Raw genomic sequence first — 19878 nt, forward strand, 5'->3', positions numbered from 1 at the left:
TTCACCTTTATTGTTTACTAAAATGAAGAATTATACGTATTGAATTTTCGTAGGCATTTTTGGATCTGTATCATGAATTTCAAAGGATTCTCCCACTCCAAATCCTTTTTCCTCTAACACTTGCGATACTGACATACGCGCTAGTTCTTTCATATTGTTATCTAAGCTTAAATGTGCTAAATAAATATGTTTTGTCTCATCTGTAATTACATCTGCCATCGCTAACGCAGCATCCTCATTACAAACGTGACCAACGTCGCTTAAAATACGTCTTTTAATGCTCCACGGATAACGTCCCATACGAAGCATTTCCACATCATGATTACTTTCAAATACGAAAGCATTAGCTCCCTTAATAACACCTTTCATACGGTCACTCACGTATCCTGTATCTGTAATAAGGGCTAATTTTCTATTATTGTTATGAAAAGCATAAAACATCGGCTCTGCCGCATCATGGGAAACTCCAAATGACTCGACCTCAATATCACCGAATGTTTTCACATCCCCAACTGAGAAAATGAACTTTTGCTCAGTTGGAATATTTCCTATTAAATGTTCCATTGCATTCCATGTTTTCTCGTTCGCATAAACTGGTAAATCATATTTACGCGCCAATACACCTAATCCTTTAATATGGTCACTATGCTCATGTGTGACAAGAATACCTGATACATCATTTATATTCAGTTCTGCTTGTTTAAATAAAGCCTCTGTTGCTTTACCACTTAAACCTGCATCGACGAGTAATTTTTTTTCATCCGTTCCTACATATAGCATATTCCCTGTACTTCCACTTGCAAGCACACTAAAATGCATACTCATTCTTTCTCACTCCATTATGTTCTTCCGGCACTTGAGTTTCCCCTAATTCCATAACTTGTCCTTCAATTGCATTCACAAAAAAGTCCTTTTTCTGCTCTGTCTTTAAGTTCCAAGTTGGAGCTAGCACTTGTATATTAGAAGATGATTCAGCTAGAGCCGCATATCCAATCTGCGCCTCTTTCACGTGCGTATTTTCTGCAATTTTATTTTTTAAATATATATTTTCCAAAGCTGTTTGAGCAGTGATAATTTCTTGTTCTTTCGTTTTTTCACTTTCGCCCATTTCCTTCAAATCCGTTAACATTGTTTGTGTATACGAAACAAGCTCGTTTTTTTCATTTAAATCCACAACAATCATTGCATGATTATTGTGGAAAATCGGCTTATCCTTATACTTTTGGAAGAAATAAATTTTAGAGTCTTTCATTGCTCCAAATTCGTATTTCTGCCCATCAAGGACACTGTTTTTTAAGAAATCATTATATTTATCCTTAGATAATGATTTTGCATTTAAAAATGGCTCTTTCAACTTACCTTCTATCGTATATTCATTTTGCAGATGCGCTGTTTGATTTTTTAAAGATTGCACATCTTCTTCTTTAAAGTTTTTATTTTTCGCCATAATAAATGACTCTTTTTTCGGCTCTTTAGGAAAACTCCCCATAGTAATTTTAGATTCTTTTAATTGTTGATCAATTTTTGTTTCTGTCACAATTTCCAACTGATTACTATCTTGCTTTTGAATGAACTGAAAGATAAGAAAGAGGTCTAAAACAAAAAAGGTCACAATAAATATCGTTTTAATTCGATCCCAATCCATTTAGTCCTCCCTCACTCCACTCATATATTTTTTGTTTACCCTCTTCATCACATTTTACATACCATATCGGCTGTAAAATACTGATCTCTCCTCCGTTCACAGGACCTCCGTTCACGGAAGATTTCAATGACATTTTATAACCAATACCAACATCCTGAATTGAATTTTTGTCAATTTCCGGATTATTCTCTAATGATGTCATCACTGTACGACCTGATGCAAGAGAAGTGGGTGTACTAGGTAAAGGAATATTGAAATCAAAAAGAGATCTCTCATACTGCATGATTTCGCCTGAACCCCATGCTTGTTTTAATTCAGCCATTCCATCTGCATTAAATACAGGTAAACCGCCCTCGTATAAACGGAATGAGGTTTTCCCCTTATTAATATAATCAAGACGATAAGAATTTAAGTTACCACTGTGCCCACTTACAAAGTCGAAGCTTTTCTTCAAAAGCATCGCATTATCTGTAACTTTATCACTATATACTGCGGAATTTTTATATTTCAACATTAAATTCAACTTATCAATTTCCATAGATCGAATACCATCTGTAAATGTTTCCTTTGATTTCTCGGTAATAGGACTTAAATAACGCGGATCACTAAATAAAACATTTTTAAATGAATCCACATCTAACCCAGACACAAAATACTCTATCTGATTTAATTCCGTAATTCCATCTGGTAAAAACAGTTTTTTCGTATCATTTACTTGATATTCAAAATATGGTTTTGCTAATGTAATAAATCGATTTTGGTCGTTTATAACATCCTTTACATAAGCACCACTCAACATCGCTTGATATATTCTACGAGGATTATCATAAGAAATAAAATTAACTTTAATTTCTTGGTCCTTGCTTCGAGAAGGATCGATTACAATGCGATTAAAACTTCTATTAGATTCTAAATTTTTATCTTTAATATTGAACATGTCTTTAATCGTCTCAAGTGGCACATTTGTAGGAAAAACAAATTCAATCTTTTCTTCTCCGTGTACATAAGAAAGAAAATCCCCTTTAGGAACTGTGCCTGTTATTTCCCTAAAATCATGTAATTCTCCATTTTCAAGAATTTTATAAAGTGAGTTCACGTTGTTCGTATTCTCACTTACGTAATGATTTTTTTCTTTATGAACAATAACAGAGGATGGGCGAACAACTCCTGAAATCTTTATCGGATTTATCTCTTCATTACCTTGAACAAATTTTGTATTTTGCACAGAAGTGGAATCGGGAACATATGTCCATAAATTAAAAGTTAAAAATAGACTAATAACAACTAAATTAATTAGAACTATCGTTTTAAAGTTTTCCATACTCATTCCCAATCGTCCTCTTCATCTGGTGCCAGTGGCAGTGTGAAATAAATCGTCGTTCCTTTTCCTTCCTCACTCTTCGCCCAAATAGAACCACCATGTGCCTCAATCATTTCTTTTGCAATAGCTAACCCAAGACCTGTACCACCCATTTGTCTTGAACGGGCTTTATCCACACGATAAAAACGTTCGAAGATTTTATCTACGTTTTCTTTCGGAATACCCATACCTTGGTCACTTACACTAATCTCTAATAACTCCCCTCGATCACGTAAGCGATATGTTACTGTTCCACCTTCTGGCGAATACTTTAATGCGTTAGAAATAATGTTATACAACACTTGTGTAATTTTGTCCGTATCCATATCAATAAATCTAGATTTTTTAGAGAAAGATCGTTTGAAACTTACATTTTGCTCTTTAGACATTTCAAAGCGATCAATAACATTATTAAAGAAGTCAGTAAAGTCGACCCACTCTTTCATCAAACGATGTTCTGTACTATCAAGCTTAGATAGTTGCAACAGCGCATTTACAAGCCTTATCATTCTTTCTGTTTCCTCTTGTGTAACTGTTAAAAATTGCGGTGCAATATTTGGATCTTGCCATGCACCATCTGTCAGCGCTTCTAAGTAACTACGCATCGTTGTTAATGGTGTTCTTAATTCATGAGAGACGTTCGCCACAAACTCGCGGCGTTCCCCTTCTATACGCTCCTGCTCCGTTACATCGTATAATACAGCAATTAAACCATTTGCCTTCCCCGTCTCTTTTTGAATAACAGAGAAACTAGCACGTAAAATGTATGGTTCATTTCTCGTACTAAAATCTAATAAAACAGAATCAGGCTCTTCGTATAAATGATCGAGCGTAAATTCTTCCTGTATCCCCAATACTTCTAAAACCGATTGATCCAGCGCCGTTTCACGCGAAACATTTAGCATCTTTTCCGCAGGGTCATTTAATAAAATAATATCCCCTTTTCGGTCAGTAGCAATTACTCCATCTGTCATATGTGATAAAACAGATGATAATTTACGTCTTTCGCTTTCTGTTGAAGAACGAGCTTGTTGTAGCTTTTTTGATAAATTATTGAAAGATAATGCTAATTGGCCAATTTCATCATGACTATGGACCTTTACTTTTCTCGAATAATTTCCTTTTGCCATTTCAATTGCTTGCCTTCGCATATCTGAAATTGGTCTTGTAATTGTTTGAGCTAGTAAAATCCCAAGTACAGCCGTTACTAACAAAGCAATCACTGTTCCGGTAGCAAAAATTTGATTTATATCCTTCATTTGTTTGTATACATCTTCCATAGATGCAACAATACGAATGACACCAAGTACCTCCCCAGCTTTATCGCTTTGAATAGGAGTAATCATCACTTGAACTCGATGGCCAGTTCCTCCATCTTTCTCAATTTTTGATTCTAGTTTATTTTGTACAATTACCCGTTGAACAGCTATATCTGTCGATGTTCTGCCTATCTTATTTTGCTTAGCCGTGTCTGAAATCGCCATTAATTTTCTATTAGAATCAAATACACTTACTTCTTGAATATCTTTCTTACGATCCGATGCAAACTTTTGAATCGAATTTTTTATAGCGTCATCTAATGATTCTGGATCTGTTTTTTCACGACTTTTTGTAAATTCTTGCTTTAAATTATACGATAGTAAATTCGTTTGTTGTGTCAGGGAATCCTTAAAGCCTTGTACAAGACTTTTTTCTAATTCTCTTACGAAATATACACCGATTACTTGCATCGCTATTAATATTAATAGCATATATATGAGCACAAACTTTAAATGAATGGATTGAAAAAAACCAACCTTTTTCATATATTATTCCTGCTCTGGGTCACGCAAGTAATACCCTACCCCACGTCTAGTTACAATTAAAGTAGGATGACTTGGATTATCTTCAATTTTTTCACGTAAACGACGTACTGTTACATCCACTGTACGCACATCTCCAAAATAATCATAACCCCAAACTGTTTGCAATAAATGTTCACGTGTCATAACTTGTCCTAAATGTTTTGCTAAATAATGTAGCAATTCAAATTCACGATGTGTGAGCTCAATATTTTCCTCACGCTTTGTTACACTATAAGCATTTGGATTAATAATAATTGGTCCAATAACCATTTCAGTATTTTCTTCTTTTTCTGCTGCACCACCTTGTTGATGGCGGCGTAAATTCGCCTTCACACGAGCAAGTAATTCCCTCGTACTAAATGGCTTCGTTACATAATCATCTGCTCCAAGCTCAAGCCCTAATACCTTATCAATTTCAGAGTCCTTCGCTGTAAGCATAATAATCGGCATTTCTGAGTTTTTACGTATTTCACGACAAACCTCTAAACCATCTTTTCCTGGTAGCATAATATCTAATAAAACCATATCTGGCTGTTCTTCATTAGCTTTCTCAATTGCTTCATCACCATCATGTGCCATTACAATTTCAAAACCCTCTTTTTCTAGGTTGAACTTCAAAATGTCTGCAATCGGCTTTTCATCATCAACTACTAAAATTTTCTTTCCCATCATCGTCTATTTCCTCCTCATAAAAATATGGTCAATGATTCTTAAATATATTGATGTTTCTATAGTATATCCCTATATGACAGCAACCTTTATTTAAGTGTTCTCTCCTCTATTCTCATAGACTCATGTATGATCCACCTTTACACGGAATCCTATACGATCTACAGAAAAACCTCTAGCTTCAACTGCTAGAGGCTCCTCATCCTATTGTAAAATAACTACCCACATTTGTAAAACTACACAAAATAAAAAGGATATTAAGTGGGCCCACTTAATATCCTGAGAGTGGCTCGGGACGGAATCGAACCGCCGACACGAGGATTTTCAGTCCTCTGCTCTACCGACTGAGCTACCGAGCCAAAACTATATATAAAACCACTAATGGTGGTATAAACAAAAGTGGCGGTCCCGACCGGGGTCGAACCGGCGATCTCCTGCGTGACAGGCAGGCATGTTAACCACTACACCACGGGACCAAAAATAAACATAAAAAAACATGACCCGTACGGGATTCGAACCCGTGTTACCGCCGTGAAAGGGCGGTGTCTTAACCACTTGACCAACGGGCCACGAAAAATAAAATGGTGAGCCATGAAGGATTCGAACCTTCGACCCTCTGATTAAAAGTCAGATGCTCTACCAACTGAGCTAATGGCTCATACTCACCAACGTCATATTTTCGTGACGACAAGATGTATCATAACATATCATCTTTCACTTTTGCAATACTTTTTTTGTTTTTTTTATAAAAGATAAGAAAAAACTCATGCGGACATGAGTTTTTCTTAAAAATATCAATTAAACTTCGTATACGTTACGAACGATATTCGTTTGGTTACGATCTGGTCCAACTGAGAACATAGATAATTGGATTCCTGTTAATTCAGAAACACGCTCTACGTATTTTCTTGCATTTTCAGGAAGCTCATCTAATGATTTCACACCAGTAATATCTTCTTCCCAACCTGGAAGCTCTTCATATACAGGCTCACATTTCGCTAAAATGTTTAAGTTTGCTGGAACTTCATCTATAACTTCTCCGTTATATTTGTAAGCAACACAGATTTTAAGAGTTGGAATACCTGTTAATACATCAATAGAGTTTAATGATAAATCCGTTAAACCACTAACACGACGCGCATGTCTTACAACAACGCTATCGAACCAACCTACACGGCGTGGGCGACCAGTTGTTGTTCCGTATTCACGACCAACTTCACGAATTTGATGACCAATTTCATCATTAAGTTCAGTAGGGAATGGACCATCACCAACACGGCTTGTATATGCTTTACATACACCTACAACGCGAGTAACTTTCGCCGGACCAACTCCAGTTCCAACTGTTACACCACCAGCAATCGGGTTAGAAGATGTAACAAATGGGTACGTACCGTGGTCAATATCAAGCATAACACCTTGTGCACCTTCAAATAATACACGGTGATTGTTATCTAGTGCATCATTTAATACAACAGATGTGTCGCATACATATTGTGCGATTTGTTGTCCATATTCGAAGTACTCTTCAAAGATTTCTTCTACGCTGAAACCTTCTGTATCGTACATTTTTTCAAATAAACGATTTTTCTCTACTAAATTGCGCTCAAGCTTCTCTTTAAATGCTTCACGGTCTAAAAGATCAGCCATACGGATACCAATACGAGCAGCTTTATCCATATATGCAGGACCGATACCTTTTTTCGTTGTACCGATTTTGTTATCACCTTTACTAGCCTCTTCTAACTCATCTTGTTTTAAATGATAAGGTAAAATAACGTGTGCACGGTTACTTACACGTAAATTATCAGTACTTACACCACGGTCGTGTAAGTATTTTAACTCTTCAAGTAATGCTTTTGGATCTACTACTAAGCCATTTCCGATTACACAAATTTTCTCTTTATAGAAAATACCAGATGGAATTAAGTGTAACTTATATTTAACTCCGCCGAAAACAATTGTATGTCCCGCGTTATTTCCACCTTGATATCTTGCAACTACTTCCGCATGCTCAGAAAGAAAATCAGTGATTTTACCTTTTCCTTCGTCGCCCCATTGTGTTCCTACAACTACTACTGAAGACATTATTAAAGCACCTCCGCAATTTTCAAACGATCTATTCAAACAATATAATTGTACCAAAACCGAAAAAGAAGTCAACCAAAAAAGCGAACATTTTTTTATTAAAAATCATTTTCGTTCGTAAGAATTATATTTTCACCTTATGAAAGCCTTATCTTTACTCTATAAAAAAAGAAACACATCTTATTATAAGAAATGTGTTTCTTTTTTATACTGCCTTTATGCCCCATCCTCAAAGCGTCGTTCTAAGTTAACGAACTTATTAAATTCTTTAACAAACGCAAGCTCTACTGAACCTACCGGACCATTACGTTGTTTTGCGATGATAATTTCAATCGTATTTTTATTTTCCGTTTCACGGTCATAGTAATCTTCACGATACAAGAATGCTACAATATCAGCATCCTGCTCAATACTCCCCGATTCACGAATATCAGACATCATAGGGCGTTTATCTTGACGAGATTCAACACCACGGGATAACTGTGAAAGGGCAATAACAGGCACTTGTAATTCACGCGCAATCCCTTTTAATGTACGCGAAATCTCAGATACTTCCTGCTGACGGTTCTCGCCCGACTTCCCACTTCCCTGAATAAGCTGTAAATAGTCAATTAAAACCATCCCAAGACCTTGTTCCTGCTTTAATCTACGGCATTTTGCTCGAATCTCATTTACCTTAATCCCTGGTGTATCATCAATATATATACCGGCATTTGAAAGGCTTCCCATCGCCATTGTTAACTTCGCCCAATCATCAGAAGTTAATGACCCAGTACGAAGTCTTTGCGCATCAATATTACCTTCTGCACAAAGCATACGCATAACAAGCTGATCAGAGCCCATCTCCAAACTAAAGATCGCTACATTTTCATCCGTTTTCGTTGCTACGTTTTGTGCGATATTTAATGAAAATGCAGTTTTCCCTACTGACGGACGCGCCGCTACTATGATTAAATCATTTCGTTGGAAACCTGCGGTCATCTTATCTAATTCAGTAAATCCAGTTGGTATTCCTGTAACTTCACCTTTTTGATTATGCAAAAGTTCGATTTTATCGTAAGCATCCACAAGAACGTCTTTAATATTCTGGAATGCTTTAGCGTTCGTTTGATGAGATACTTCTAATATTTTTTTCTCAGCCTCATTTAAAAGGCCGTCCACATCATCTTCTCTCTCATATCCATCAGACACGATATGAGTCGCCGTTCGAATTAAACGACGTAAAAGCGCCTTTTCAGCGATGATTCGTGCATAATACTCTACGTTAGCAGCAGTTGGAACAATCTCTGCTAACTCTGCTAAGTAAGAAACCCCACCAACTTCTTCTAGTAATCCTTGATCAGCCATCGCTGACGTCATCATTACTAAGTCAATTGGCTCTCCCTTATCAGACAAGCCAAGCATCACTTCAAAGATCTTTTGATGTTTCGTTCGATAAAATGAGTCAGGTACCAATAGTTCTGATGCTGACGTTAACGCATCTTGATCAATCAATATGGCACCTAAGACTGCCTGCTCAGCTTCTATATTATGCGGAGGGGTACGATCAGCCATTACATCACTCATACGCAATCCTCCTTGTTTAATTTATTTTTATTGTTCACTAACATGAACTTTTACTTTTGCTGTTACTTGCGGATGCAATTTTACAGTCACATTTGTATAACCTAATGCACGAATTGCATCATCCATTTCAAATTTACGTTTATCAAGTTTGATTTTATGTGATTTTTGCATTGCGTCTACGATTTGTTTGCTTGTGATAGAACCAAATAAACGGCCACCTTCTCCAGATTTCGCCTTCAGTTCCACAGTTAATTTCTCTAAAGTTTCTTTCAGCTCTTTTGCATTCTCAAGCTCTGCTGCTGCATCTTTTTCTTCTTTACGCTTTTGAGCTTCTAAAGTTTTCATACTGCTGTTTGTCGCTTCAGCAGCTAATCCTTGTTTTAGTAAAAAGTTATTTGCATAACCATCTGGTACGTTTTTTATTTCTCCTTTTTTACCTTTACCTTTTACGTCTTTTAGAAAAATTACTTTCATGATTGTGTGCCTCCCTGTAAATAGTCATCAATAACAAATCGAAGCTTCCCCTCAGCTTCATCTACTGTAACATTTTTCATTTGTGTGGCTGCATTCGTCAAATGCCCGCCACCTCCTAGATTCTCCATAATTAGCTGCACATTCACTTCACCTAAAGACCTGCCGCTAATTCCAATGAAATTCTCCCCACGTTTCGCTATAACAAATGATGCAATAATACCCGTCATCGTTAATAGCGTGTCCGCTGATTGTGCAATAAGCACTTGATCGTAATAGTCATCACTATCAACTTTTGCAATAGCAATTCCATTTTTATAAATGTACGCATTTTTAATAGCTTTTGCAACTCGTAAATACTGATTCATATCTTCTTTTAACAATTCTTGTACAAGTACAGTATCTGCACCATGCGAGCGTAAATAAGAAGCTGCATCAAACGTACGAGCACCCGTCCGGAACGTAAAACTTTTCGTATCAACAATAATACCAGCTAACAATGCCGTCGCTTCTAACATTGTCATCTTTAAATTTTTCGGTTGATACTCAAGTAATTCTGTAACAAGTTCTGCCGTCGAAGAAGCATATGGTTCCATGTAAACAAGTAATGGATCTTCAATAAAATCTTCTCCACGACGATGATGGTCAATCACCACTACATTTTCAATTTTACGAACCAGTTTTTCCTCCATCACCATAGAAGGCTTATGTGTATCCACAACAACAAGTAAGGACTCATCATTTGCAAATTCCATCGCTTGATCTGGGGTAATAAAATGAGACCATAGTTCTTCATTTTGTTTCACTTTATCCATCAGACGTTTAATTCCCTTATCGGAATCATTTTCATCTAACACAATATATCCTTTGCGCTCATTTAATTGAGCTACCTTTAAAATACCAATCGCAGCACCAATTGCATCCATATCAGGGGCCCTATGTCCCATTATAATGACATTACTACTTTCTAATACTAAATCCTTCAATGCATGCGAAATAACTCTAGCACGTACACGAGTACGCTTTTCAACTGGATTTGTTTTACCGCCGTAAAATTTAACTTTACCTGTCGCTTGTTTAATAGCTACTTGATCCCCACCACGTCCAAGCGCAAGGTCTAAACCAGATTGAGCCATTGCTCCAAGCTCTGATAAAGGCATATCACCTGATCCGACACCCACACTTAACGTAAGTGGTATATTCCTTTTAGATGTTTCTTCACGCACTTGATCTAAAATGTTAAACTTGCCTTTCTCCATTTGTGCTAAAATACTTTCATTTAGTACAACGAAGAACCTCTCTGAAGATGCACGTTTTAAATAAGCGCCATACTTAACAGCCCATTCATTTAGACGTGACGTCACAAGACTTGTTATATTCGTACGTAATTGATCATCTAATCCTTGTGTAACTTCATCATAGTTATCTAAATAAATAACAGCTAAAACAGTGCGTTGATCTTCATACATCTTTTCAATTTCTGTTTGTTCCGTTACATCAAAGAAATAAATTAGCTTTTCTTCTTTCCTTACAAAAACACGGAACTTTCGATTATTTAAAGAAACTATATCGTCAGAAGTTTCCCCCTTAATAAAAAGGAGTAATGTTTCTGATACATCGTAAAGGTGCCAACCGGCTAATGCATGCTGTCCCAAACATGATGATAAATAAGGATTTGCCCAATCAATCCCATAATCCTTATTGTATAACAAAATACCAATTGGCATTTGGTTAAATGCTTCATTACTCACTTTCTTTACCCTTGTAATCATATCTGTCGTATGTTTTTCAAAATTTCTTTGGAAAGTAAGTTCGAATCGTATAACGACAAAAAGTACAATACAAAAGATAAAAAAGGCTGATATTCCCATAATTAAATGAAAGTAACAGAGGAGTGAAATTAGCACAAATACAAAAAATGCCAATACATAAACAGGATATAAAAACCACTGTTTCTTATAAAATTCAGGCATGTATACAACTCCTATAAAGTAAAACTAACTCACCTTCCAGTTAGTTTTACAGATTAAAATAGTATAAGGAATATTATTTTATCCCCCTATTTTAGAACGCAATGAAATCCCTAAGTCAATTATACCTAAGATTGTTACAAGAGGAAACATCATCGGAATAAACATGCATACAATAAAACTAATAATAGGAACACCTTTAGTAAATCCTTTTCTATGCGCTAAAAAGGTGATAAATGTCAGACCTTGCAGTACGAGCAATAGTGCAAATATGACATATAGGTTGGAAAATACCATATATAAATATGATGCTGGTTCTACCTTTATAAAAGTTGCTAACAAAATAAATATAACGTAATACCAGACAATGCTCTTTGGCAATTGTATATCTTTAAATTTAGGCCAAGATATAACGTCATACTTTAACTTCCTCAAGACACTACCCGATAGGAGCACTGTAATCCAAGAAAAACAAACAGAAACCATTACAAGTAAACTCGGGAATAGTGTTTGTAATATCTCATTGAATTGTCCAAATAACTCTTTTTGTTCTTTACTAATTGGCATACCTGCAGCGCTTACCATCTTTTCACTTTGCGCCATACTTTCATTAAACATATTTTGTATTTGCTTCATTAAATCTATGTTAAAAAACTTTATACTTGCAACATAAATGAGCACAAAACCAATTAAATATGCAAGGGTTCCTGCCATCAAGATCTCTATTGGCTTTTTTCTTTTTTTATACATGGATCCTAAAACAATCCCTATCAATCCAAACATTATTGTCTTCACTAGATTCAAGGGCTGGCTCACAATAACGGTAATAAAAAGCGCAGCTGTAAAAATTATAAAAGCATTGGATAACCTATATTTTATCGTAAACAATATAAACGGTAATGGTAATGCGAAAGTTACAACTGTACCTAAAACCGGAACGTATAAAGACACAAGCAATAATATCGCGTATATAGCTAATAACGCTGCGCCTTCAGTAATAAATTTTGTTTGTTTCATGATTTAACCTCTCTTTCAAAAAAGAAAAGCATAGCAAAATGCACAGTAGAGTCCGACTCTACTGTGCATTTCATACGCTATTATTCACCAACATATGGTAAAAGTGCCATTTGACGAGCACGTTTAATTGCAACTGTAAGTTTGCGTTGGTATTTTGCGCTTGTTCCTGTTACACGACGAGGTAAAATTTTACCACGTTCAGAAACGAAACGTTTTAATAAATCAACATCTTTATAGTCAATGCGAGTGATGCCGTTAGATGTGAAGAAACACACCTTACGACGTTTCGCACGTCCACCTTTGCGTCCTGCCATGTCTATTCCCTCCATTCTTTGTTAAAAATAGCCGATTCATACCATTAAAATGGTAAATCGTCGTCCGAAATGTCAATCGGTTGACCAACATTCGAAAATGGATCGTCATTCTTCGTAAATCCAGAGTTTCCAGTGTTACCTGAGTTGCCTGAATTACTAGATTGACCAAATGGGTTAGAGCTTTGGTTACCGAAACCAGCTCCTGATGGTTGCTGATTGAATGAACCACGTTGCTCCCCACCGCCATTACGCGGCTCTAAAAATTGTACGCTCTCCGCAAGAACTTCTGTTACATATACACGTTTACCATCTTGTCCATCGTAATTACGAGTTTGAAGACGTCCGTCTACGCCTGCTAAGCTACCTTTTTTCAAATAATTTGCCACGTTTTCTGCTTGTTTACGCCATATTACACAATTAATAAAGTCAGCTTCACGCTCACCTTGTTGATTCGCAAATGCGCGATTCACAGCTAACGTAAAAGTAGCTACTGCAACACCATTGGGCGTGTAACGTAAGTCAGGGTCCTTAGTTAAACGACCAACGAGGATAACACGATTCATCAATCGAACCACTCTCCCTTATATATCAATTATTTTTCTTCTTCTTTAACAACGATATGACGAAGGATATCTTCGTTGATCTTAGCTAAACGGTCGAATTCGTTAATCGCTTCTGCGTTAGAGTTCACGTTTAAGATCATGTAGAAACCTTCACGTAAGTCGTTGATTTCGTAAGCTAAACGACGCTTACCCCACTCTTTCGTGTTAATGATTTCTGCACCATTGTTTGTTAAAACACCTGCAAAACGTTCAACTAAAGCTTTTTGAGCTTCTTCTTCAACGCCAGGACGAATGATGTACATAATTTCGTACTTTCTCATTACACTTTCACCTCCTTTTGGTCTAAACGGCCCATAATGGGCAAGGAGCAATTAATTTATAGTAATTACTCACGAGTTTAGATTATATCATAGTAAGTTATATGAATCAACTCACCAATACGTAAAAAACTTGGCAAACACATAATATATTTGCCAAGTTCATATCTTTATTTTTCCTAGGAAATATTAAATTAAACGTTAAAACGGAAGTGCATAACATCTCCGTCTTTTACGATATACTCTTTTCCTTCTAAACGTACTTTTCCAGCTTCTTTTGCAGCTGTCATAGAACCGTTTGTCATTAAATCATCATAAGAAACTGTTTCTGCACGAATAAATCCACGCTCAAAGTCTGTATGAATTACGCCCGCACATTGTGGTGCTTTCATACCTTGTTTAAACGTCCATGCACGCACTTCTTGCACACCAGCTGTGAAGTAAGTAGCAAGTCCTAATAAGTCATATGCAGCACGGATTAACTGATCTAAACCAGATTCTTCAATGCCTAGTTCTTCCAGGAATACTTTTTTCTCTTCCTCATCTAACTCAGCGATTTCTGATTCAATTTTTGCACATACAACAATTACTTGTGAATTTTCATTTGCTGCAAATTCTTTTACCATTTGTACGTATTTATTTTCAGAAGGATCCATAATATCATCTTCACTTACGTTTGCTACGTATAGCATTTCTTTCGTTGTAAGTAAATGAAGGCCTTTAACAATCTTCATTTGCTCTTCTGTAAATTCAACAGTACGAGCTGGTTTCCCCTCTTCGAAAGCTTCTTTTAAACGCACTAAAATTTCATGCTCATATACTGCTTCTTTATCTTTTTGTCTTGCTAATTTCGCAACACGCTCGATACGTTTATCAACAGACTCTAAGTCTGCTAAGATTAGCTCTAAGTTGATTGTTTCAATATCATCAATTGGATCTACTTTTCCTGAAACGTGCGTAATATTTTCGTCTTCAAAACAACGAACAACTTGGCAAATTGCATCTACTTGGCGAATGTGAGATAAGAATTTATTTCCTAACCCTTCGCCCTTACTTGCACCTTTTACGATACCTGCAATATCAGTAAACTCAAATACAGTCGGAACAGTCTTTTTCGGTTCTACTAATTCCGTTAATTTATTTAAACGCTCATCTGGTACTTCTACAATTCCTACGTTTGGATCAATTGTACAGAATGGATAGTTCGCAGATTCTGCTCCTGCTTGTGTAATTGCATTAAATAAAGTGGACTTCCCTACGTTAGGTAATCCAACAATCCCAGCCGTTAATCCCATATTTTTCACTCCTATGTCTCAATCTTTCATCATTATAGATAGTAACGAAAAAAATGACAAGTTTCCTCCAAACGAAAAAAGCAACAGCCACCTACTGCAACTGTTACTTTTTCTCTATTCTTCGTGCTTCACAAGTATTTTTTTCACCTTACGATCAAACTCTCTTCGAGGAATCATTACTGAATGGTCACATCCCTCGCACTTAATGCGGATATCCATTCCCATACGAATAATTTTCCAACGATTCTCACCACATGGGTGGGCTTTCTTCATTTCCACAACGTCGTACAAGTTATATTCCTTTTGCTCCACTCTCCAAACCCCTCTCGATACTAAAGTGCTTTTCCACTAACCAGTTCTTCACGATTATATAAAACCATACGTGGATATGGAATTTCAATTCCATGTAAATCTAGACGATTTTTAATCTCTTTACGAAGTGCTCTTGCAATAACTGCATGTTGCATCGGTTCTACTTCAGCAATAACGCGTAATATAACTTCTGATGCAGCTAATGTTTGCACACCTAATAATTGAGGCGTCGTTACCATTTTTTCGTATTGTGCAGGTAACTCTATTAATAAATCCTCAATAACTTGCTCTGCTTTCGCAATGTCAGCCTCATATGAAATAGATACATCAACAAATGCTACACTATTACTAACTGAGTAGTTAGTAACTTGAACAATACTTCCGTTTGGTAAAGTATGAATTTCACCTGTCCAACTCTTTACTTTCGTTGTACGGAGTCCAATTTCTAAAACGACTCCTTCAAATTGACCGATTTTAACATAATCGCCAACTGAAAACTGATCTTCTAGCAAAATAAATAAACCTGTAATAACGTCTTTCACTAAACTTTGAGCACCAAATCCGACTGCTAAACCAATTACCCCGGCACCCGCTAATAAACCTGATGCATTAATATTAAACACACCTAAAATCGCAATTAGCATAATGAACATAACAACGTATGCTACAATATTTTCAAGTAATTTCGCTACCGTAACTGTACGACGTTCTGAAATTTGGATTGGAGAACGGCTCCCCATGCGAAACGCATTTCGTACAACCGCTCTTGCAACTCGCACAACAACTGCACCAATTGTTAAAATAATACATATTTTTAATGTCGCAACTCCAATATGAGCCCAACGATCAGCATCCAATAAATACTGTTTCGTAGAATTAAACCACTTCGTTAATAAATCCATGTATCTCTACCTCTCCAGCCAAAATTTCTTTTTAGTTATTCTTCTTATTGTATCAGAAGTCTCTCTGATTGCTGAAAAAATTTATAACTTTAATTGCATTTGTTAACTTCTATCCAGGTATAAAATGGAACGAATATATATATACTAGTACTATTATTTCCGTTTTCATTTACATTTTGCAAAAAGTACGCACTTATAGTTTTCCATTTTATTCGCCATATAACATATTTTGAAAATTTATTAAAAGGATGGGTGCTTCATGAATATTGGAAGTTTTCGCTTACCTTTTTTCGAAAAAGAAACTCAAAATGTTATGCACCAAGACTTAGAAGCCTCCGAGACAATCAGTAACTTCTTGCTTTCCCATATTCCTATTCAAACTAATATACCACTTATTCTCGTTTGTATCGGAACAGATCGTTCCACCGGTGATGCACTCGGCCCATTAGTTGGCACTAAGCTAGAACAAGTAGAAATCAAAAACTTCCAAGTGTTCGGTACACTAGATGAACCAGTGCATGCACTGAATCTAGAAGAGAAAATTCAAAATATACAGAAAGAAAATCCTACTTCCTTTATAATTGCCGTTGATGCATGTTTAGGAAAGTCTCAAAATATCGGTTCAATTACTACTGGAAAAGGACCTAGTAAACCTGGTGCTGCGATGAATAAGAAATTACCTGCAGTTGGTGATTTGCATATACACGGCATCGTCAATTTAAATGGTTTTATGGAGTTTTTTGTTCTTCAAAATACGAGATTAAGTTTAGTGATGAAAATGGCCGATGTAATCGCACAAAGTATAAAAGAGACGGATCAAAAATTATCTGCATTAAAAAAAGCAAACCATCTATAAATAATAAGATGGTTTGCTTTTTAATTTTTATGTGATAATAATTCTAAAATACGATTTAAATCTTCTTTATTAAAAAATTCAATTTCGATTTTACCTTTTTCTTTTTTCGTCTCTTTAATTTTCACATCTGTGCCAAACTTTTCTCTTAAGAACGTTTCACGTTCTACGAAAAATATATTTCGCTCTTTTTTCACTTGTTTTGTTTCACGTGAAACGTGTTGATTAATCTCTTGGACGATTTTCTCTAATTGACGAACATTTAATCCTTCTTTTTCAATGCGTTTCAATAAGGACTTCAATTGTTCTTCATCTTTGATTGTAAGTAAAGTTCTCCCATGAGCCATTGAAAGTTGACCATTTGCAATCATATCTTGTACGAAAGAAGGGAGGCTTAATAACCGAGTATAGTTTGCAATGTAAGGTCTACTTTTACCAAGACGTTTCGCTAATTGTTCTTGCGTTACATTTAGCTCATTCATTAACATCTGGTATGCCATTGCCTCTTCCATCGGATTTAAATCTTCTCGTTGTAAGTTTTCTAACAAAGCAAATTCCATCATTTGCTGCTCGTTTAATTGCCTTACAACGGCAGGTACCTTTTCAAGTCCAGCCTCTTTGGCAGCACGATATCTTCTTTCACCTGCAACAATTTCATATCCTTTAATACTCTTTCTAGCAATTAACGGTTGTAATATGCCGTGTTCTTTAATAGAAGCCGCTAATTCCTCAATCGCAGCTTTATTAAAGTGCTTACGCGGTTGGTATGGATTCGGCCTTAATTCAGTTACGATAATCTCCTGAATCGTTTCTTCTTCTTTCACATCTAAATCAGGAAAAAACACATTAATCCCTCTTCCTAAACCTTTAGCCACCTGCAATCACTTCCTCTGCTAAATCTATATATACTTCTGCCCCTCTTGATTTAGCGTCATACTGCATAATCGGTTTCCCATGACTTGGTGCCTCACTTAAGCGAACATTACGTGGAATAATGGAACGGTATACTTTATCCCTAAAGTATTTCTTCACTTCATCTATAACTTGAATCCCTAAATTTGTACGGGCATCTAGCATTGTTAACAATACACCTTGAATTGCTAGATCTTTATTTAAATGTTTTTGTACAAGTCGAACTGTATTTAATAGCTGACTTAATCCTTCGAGTGCGTAATATTCACACTGAACAGGAATAATAACAGAATCTGCTGCTGTTAATGCATTAATCGTTAATAACCCTAAAGACGGGGGACAGTCGATAATAATGTAATCATATTCATCACGAACTGGCTGTAATGCCCTTTGCAAACGTACTTCCCGGGAAATAGTCGGTACCAATTCAATTTCAGCACCAGCCAATTGAATTGTAGCGGGTAGAACATCTAAGTTTTCAGTTGCGGTTTTCCGTATAACTCCCTGAACATCTGCATCTTCCACAAGAACATTGTAAATACATTGGTCTAATTCTGACTTTTCAATTCCCACACCAGTCGTTGCATTTCCTTGAGCATCAATATCTACGAGAAGGACTTTCTTACCTACTTGCGCCAATCCAGCCCCTAAATTAACAGATGTTGTTGTTTTTCCAACACCGCCTTTTTGATTAGCAATAGCAATGATTTTTCCCATGATGTCACCTACTTTCAACCTTTCTATCTTATTCTAGTAACAATTACGTTTATTGTAACATGAAATAAAAGTTTTTCTTTTCCGTCCTTATTAAACTTCAAAATTTATTTCTAAACTCCTTCTTCATTAACAAGAAAATATAGCAAAAGAGACCTCTCCAGTAGGATAAGGTCTCTAACACATCATTATTATTTTTTCTTCGGAACTTTAATCGTAATTTGATAGTACTCATCAAATTCTTCTTCCTCAGAATTAACATTTAAACCACTGTCAGCCACCATTTGTAATGATTGCCTAATTGTATTCATAGCAATTCTCGCGTCTCGGCTTACTGCTTTTTGCTTCGCCTTGCGCTTCGGTTTTACTTCTTCTAGTAATTTCGCGATTCGTTCCTCTGTTTGTTTTACATTGAGTTGTTTTTCCACAATTTCTTGTAAAACTTTCAGTTGTAATTCCTCATTTTTTAAAGGAATGAGAGCACGAGCATGACGTTCTGTAATACTTTTTTCTAACAATGCACTTTTTATTTCTTCAGGCAACTTTAACAATCGCAACTTATTTGCGATTGTAGATTGTCCTTTTCCAAGTCGTTGTGCCAATGCTTCTTGCGTTAAATTATGTAACTCAATCAGCTTTTGATATGCCACAGCTTCCTCGATTGCTGTTAATTCCTCACGTTGCAAATTTTCAATTAACGCTACAGAAGCCGTCTCTGTATCATTTAAGTTCTTTATGATCGCAGGGACCTTTTCCCAGCCTAACTTCGTTGCTGCGCGAAAACGTCTTTCTCCAGCAATAATCTCGTACTTATCATCCTCATACTGCCTCACAACAATCGGCTGAATGAGCCCGTGTGTACGAATCGTTAATGCCAACTCGTCGATACGTGCATCGTCAAAAACCGTTCGTGGTTGATAACGATTAGGAGTAATATTTACGATCGGAATTTCTTGTATTTCTTCATATACCTTTTTATCTATTTCTTCATGGCTTTCGTCTTGTAATTCGAATTCGCTCTCTTTATCTCCAAAGCCAAATAAACGAGAAAACGTATTTTTCATAC

The 19878-nt window shown here is 36.2% G+C and carries 20 protein-coding genes and 4 tRNA genes; 1 reads left to right on the forward strand and 23 read right to left on the reverse strand.

Going from position 1 to position 19878, the window contains the following annotated elements:
* Window positions 1–30: 30 nt before the first annotated feature.
* The 20 genes from MHB70_RS25650 to MHB70_RS25745 form a co-directional block, all read right to left on the reverse strand.
* Window positions 31–825 (reverse strand): MBL fold metallo-hydrolase, encoded by a 795-nt coding sequence (locus tag MHB70_RS25650; protein WP_000061688.1) that lies wholly within the window; start codon window positions 823–825, stop codon window positions 31–33.
* Window positions 809–1645, reverse strand: coding sequence for a two-component system regulatory protein YycI (locus MHB70_RS25655; protein ID WP_000383715.1), 837 nt, complete (start codon window positions 1643–1645; stop codon window positions 809–811). The genes MHB70_RS25650 and MHB70_RS25655 overlap by 17 nt, the downstream gene beginning before the upstream one ends.
* Window positions 1626–2972 carry a YycH family regulatory protein gene (locus MHB70_RS25660; protein WP_000061574.1) on the reverse strand — a complete coding sequence of 449 codons (1347 nt, stop codon included), beginning with the start codon at window positions 2970–2972 and terminating at the stop codon, window positions 1626–1628. Before MHB70_RS25660 ends, MHB70_RS25655 begins: the two co-directional genes overlap by 20 nt.
* Window positions 2969–4810: a cell wall metabolism sensor histidine kinase WalK gene (gene walK / locus MHB70_RS25665; RefSeq protein WP_000755358.1), complete on the reverse strand. Its 1842-nt coding sequence runs from the start codon at window positions 4808–4810 to the stop codon at window positions 2969–2971. Before walK ends, MHB70_RS25660 begins: the two co-directional genes overlap by 4 nt.
* Before the next feature lie 3 nt (window positions 4811–4813).
* A complete protein-coding gene (gene walR, locus MHB70_RS25670) occupies window positions 4814–5521 on the reverse strand; it encodes a cell wall metabolism DNA-binding response regulator WalR (RefSeq protein WP_000971864.1) in 708 nt (235 codons plus the stop codon).
* Window positions 5522–5804: 283 nt separating this feature from the next.
* Window positions 5805–5877: transfer RNA gene (locus MHB70_RS25675), tRNA-Phe, on the reverse strand.
* A 41-nt stretch (window positions 5878–5918) separates the two neighbouring features.
* Window positions 5919–5994: transfer RNA gene (locus MHB70_RS25680), tRNA-Asp, on the reverse strand.
* A gap of 21 nt (window positions 5995–6015) precedes the next feature.
* Window positions 6016–6087, reverse strand: a tRNA-Glu gene (locus MHB70_RS25685).
* A 13-nt stretch (window positions 6088–6100) separates the two neighbouring features.
* Window positions 6101–6176: transfer RNA gene (locus MHB70_RS25690), tRNA-Lys, on the reverse strand.
* Between the two features lie 140 nt (window positions 6177–6316).
* Window positions 6317–7606 (reverse strand): adenylosuccinate synthase, encoded by a 1290-nt coding sequence (locus MHB70_RS25695; RefSeq protein WP_000100232.1) that lies wholly within the window; start codon window positions 7604–7606, stop codon window positions 6317–6319.
* A gap of 216 nt (window positions 7607–7822) precedes the next feature.
* Window positions 7823–9172: a replicative DNA helicase gene (dnaB, locus tag MHB70_RS25700; protein ID WP_001286243.1), complete on the reverse strand. Its 1350-nt coding sequence runs from the start codon at window positions 9170–9172 to the stop codon at window positions 7823–7825.
* Window positions 9173–9199: 27 nt separating this feature from the next.
* Window positions 9200–9646, reverse strand: a complete 447-nt coding sequence (rplI, locus tag MHB70_RS25705; protein WP_000864222.1) for a 50S ribosomal protein L9 — start codon at window positions 9644–9646, stop codon at window positions 9200–9202.
* Window positions 9643–11616: a DHH family phosphoesterase gene (locus MHB70_RS25710; RefSeq protein WP_061529415.1), complete on the reverse strand. Its 1974-nt coding sequence runs from the start codon at window positions 11614–11616 to the stop codon at window positions 9643–9645. Before MHB70_RS25710 ends, rplI begins: the two co-directional genes overlap by 4 nt.
* Before the next feature lie 78 nt (window positions 11617–11694).
* Window positions 11695–12630: a YybS family protein gene (locus MHB70_RS25715; RefSeq protein ID WP_000814850.1), complete on the reverse strand. Its 936-nt coding sequence runs from the start codon at window positions 12628–12630 to the stop codon at window positions 11695–11697.
* An 80-nt stretch (window positions 12631–12710) separates the two neighbouring features.
* Complete coding sequence (rpsR, locus tag MHB70_RS25720; RefSeq protein WP_000918874.1) at window positions 12711–12944, reverse strand: 30S ribosomal protein S18; 234 nt, start codon at window positions 12942–12944, stop codon at window positions 12711–12713.
* A 44-nt stretch (window positions 12945–12988) separates the two neighbouring features.
* Window positions 12989–13510, reverse strand: a complete 522-nt coding sequence (gene ssb / locus MHB70_RS25725) for a single-stranded DNA-binding protein (RefSeq protein WP_000981965.1) — start codon at window positions 13508–13510, stop codon at window positions 12989–12991.
* 26 nt (window positions 13511–13536) lie between these two features.
* Complete coding sequence (gene rpsF, locus MHB70_RS25730) at window positions 13537–13827, reverse strand: 30S ribosomal protein S6 (protein WP_001233781.1); 291 nt, start codon at window positions 13825–13827, stop codon at window positions 13537–13539.
* Between the two features lie 191 nt (window positions 13828–14018).
* Window positions 14019–15119 carry a redox-regulated ATPase YchF gene (gene ychF / locus MHB70_RS25735; protein ID WP_000524664.1) on the reverse strand — a complete coding sequence of 367 codons (1101 nt, stop codon included), beginning with the start codon at window positions 15117–15119 and terminating at the stop codon, window positions 14019–14021.
* Between the two features lie 114 nt (window positions 15120–15233).
* On the reverse strand, window positions 15234–15431 hold the full coding sequence (locus MHB70_RS25740) for a DUF951 domain-containing protein (RefSeq protein WP_000435485.1): 198 nt from the start codon (window positions 15429–15431) through the stop codon (window positions 15234–15236).
* A 20-nt stretch (window positions 15432–15451) separates the two neighbouring features.
* Complete coding sequence (locus tag MHB70_RS25745) at window positions 15452–16333, reverse strand: mechanosensitive ion channel family protein (RefSeq protein ID WP_000365117.1); 882 nt, start codon at window positions 16331–16333, stop codon at window positions 15452–15454.
* 259 nt (window positions 16334–16592) lie between these two features.
* Between MHB70_RS25745 and yyaC the strand changes: the two genes are divergently transcribed.
* Window positions 16593–17189, forward strand: coding sequence for a spore protease YyaC (gene yyaC / locus MHB70_RS25750; protein ID WP_001020736.1), 597 nt, complete (start codon window positions 16593–16595; stop codon window positions 17187–17189).
* A gap of 20 nt (window positions 17190–17209) precedes the next feature.
* Here yyaC and spo0J read toward each other — a convergent pair whose 3' ends face one another.
* From spo0J to noc, 3 genes are all read right to left on the reverse strand, one after another.
* Window positions 17210–18061 carry a stage 0 sporulation protein Spo0J gene (gene spo0J, locus MHB70_RS25755; RefSeq protein WP_001051819.1) on the reverse strand — a complete coding sequence of 284 codons (852 nt, stop codon included), beginning with the start codon at window positions 18059–18061 and terminating at the stop codon, window positions 17210–17212.
* A complete protein-coding gene (soj, locus tag MHB70_RS25760; RefSeq protein ID WP_000516116.1) occupies window positions 18054–18815 on the reverse strand; it encodes a sporulation initiation inhibitor protein Soj in 762 nt (253 codons plus the stop codon). The genes spo0J and soj overlap by 8 nt, the downstream gene beginning before the upstream one ends.
* A 188-nt stretch (window positions 18816–19003) precedes the next feature.
* Entirely contained in the window at window positions 19004–19876 is an 873-nt protein-coding gene (noc, locus tag MHB70_RS25765) for a nucleoid occlusion protein (RefSeq protein ID WP_000799019.1), read from the reverse strand.
* Window positions 19877–19878 lie beyond the last annotated feature (2 nt).

Origin of the sequence: Bacillus sp. FSL M7-1020 (genome assembly GCF_038050415.1) — a bacterium.
GTDB classification, from domain to species: domain Bacteria; phylum Bacillota; class Bacilli; order Bacillales; family Bacillaceae_G; genus Bacillus_A; species Bacillus_A toyonensis.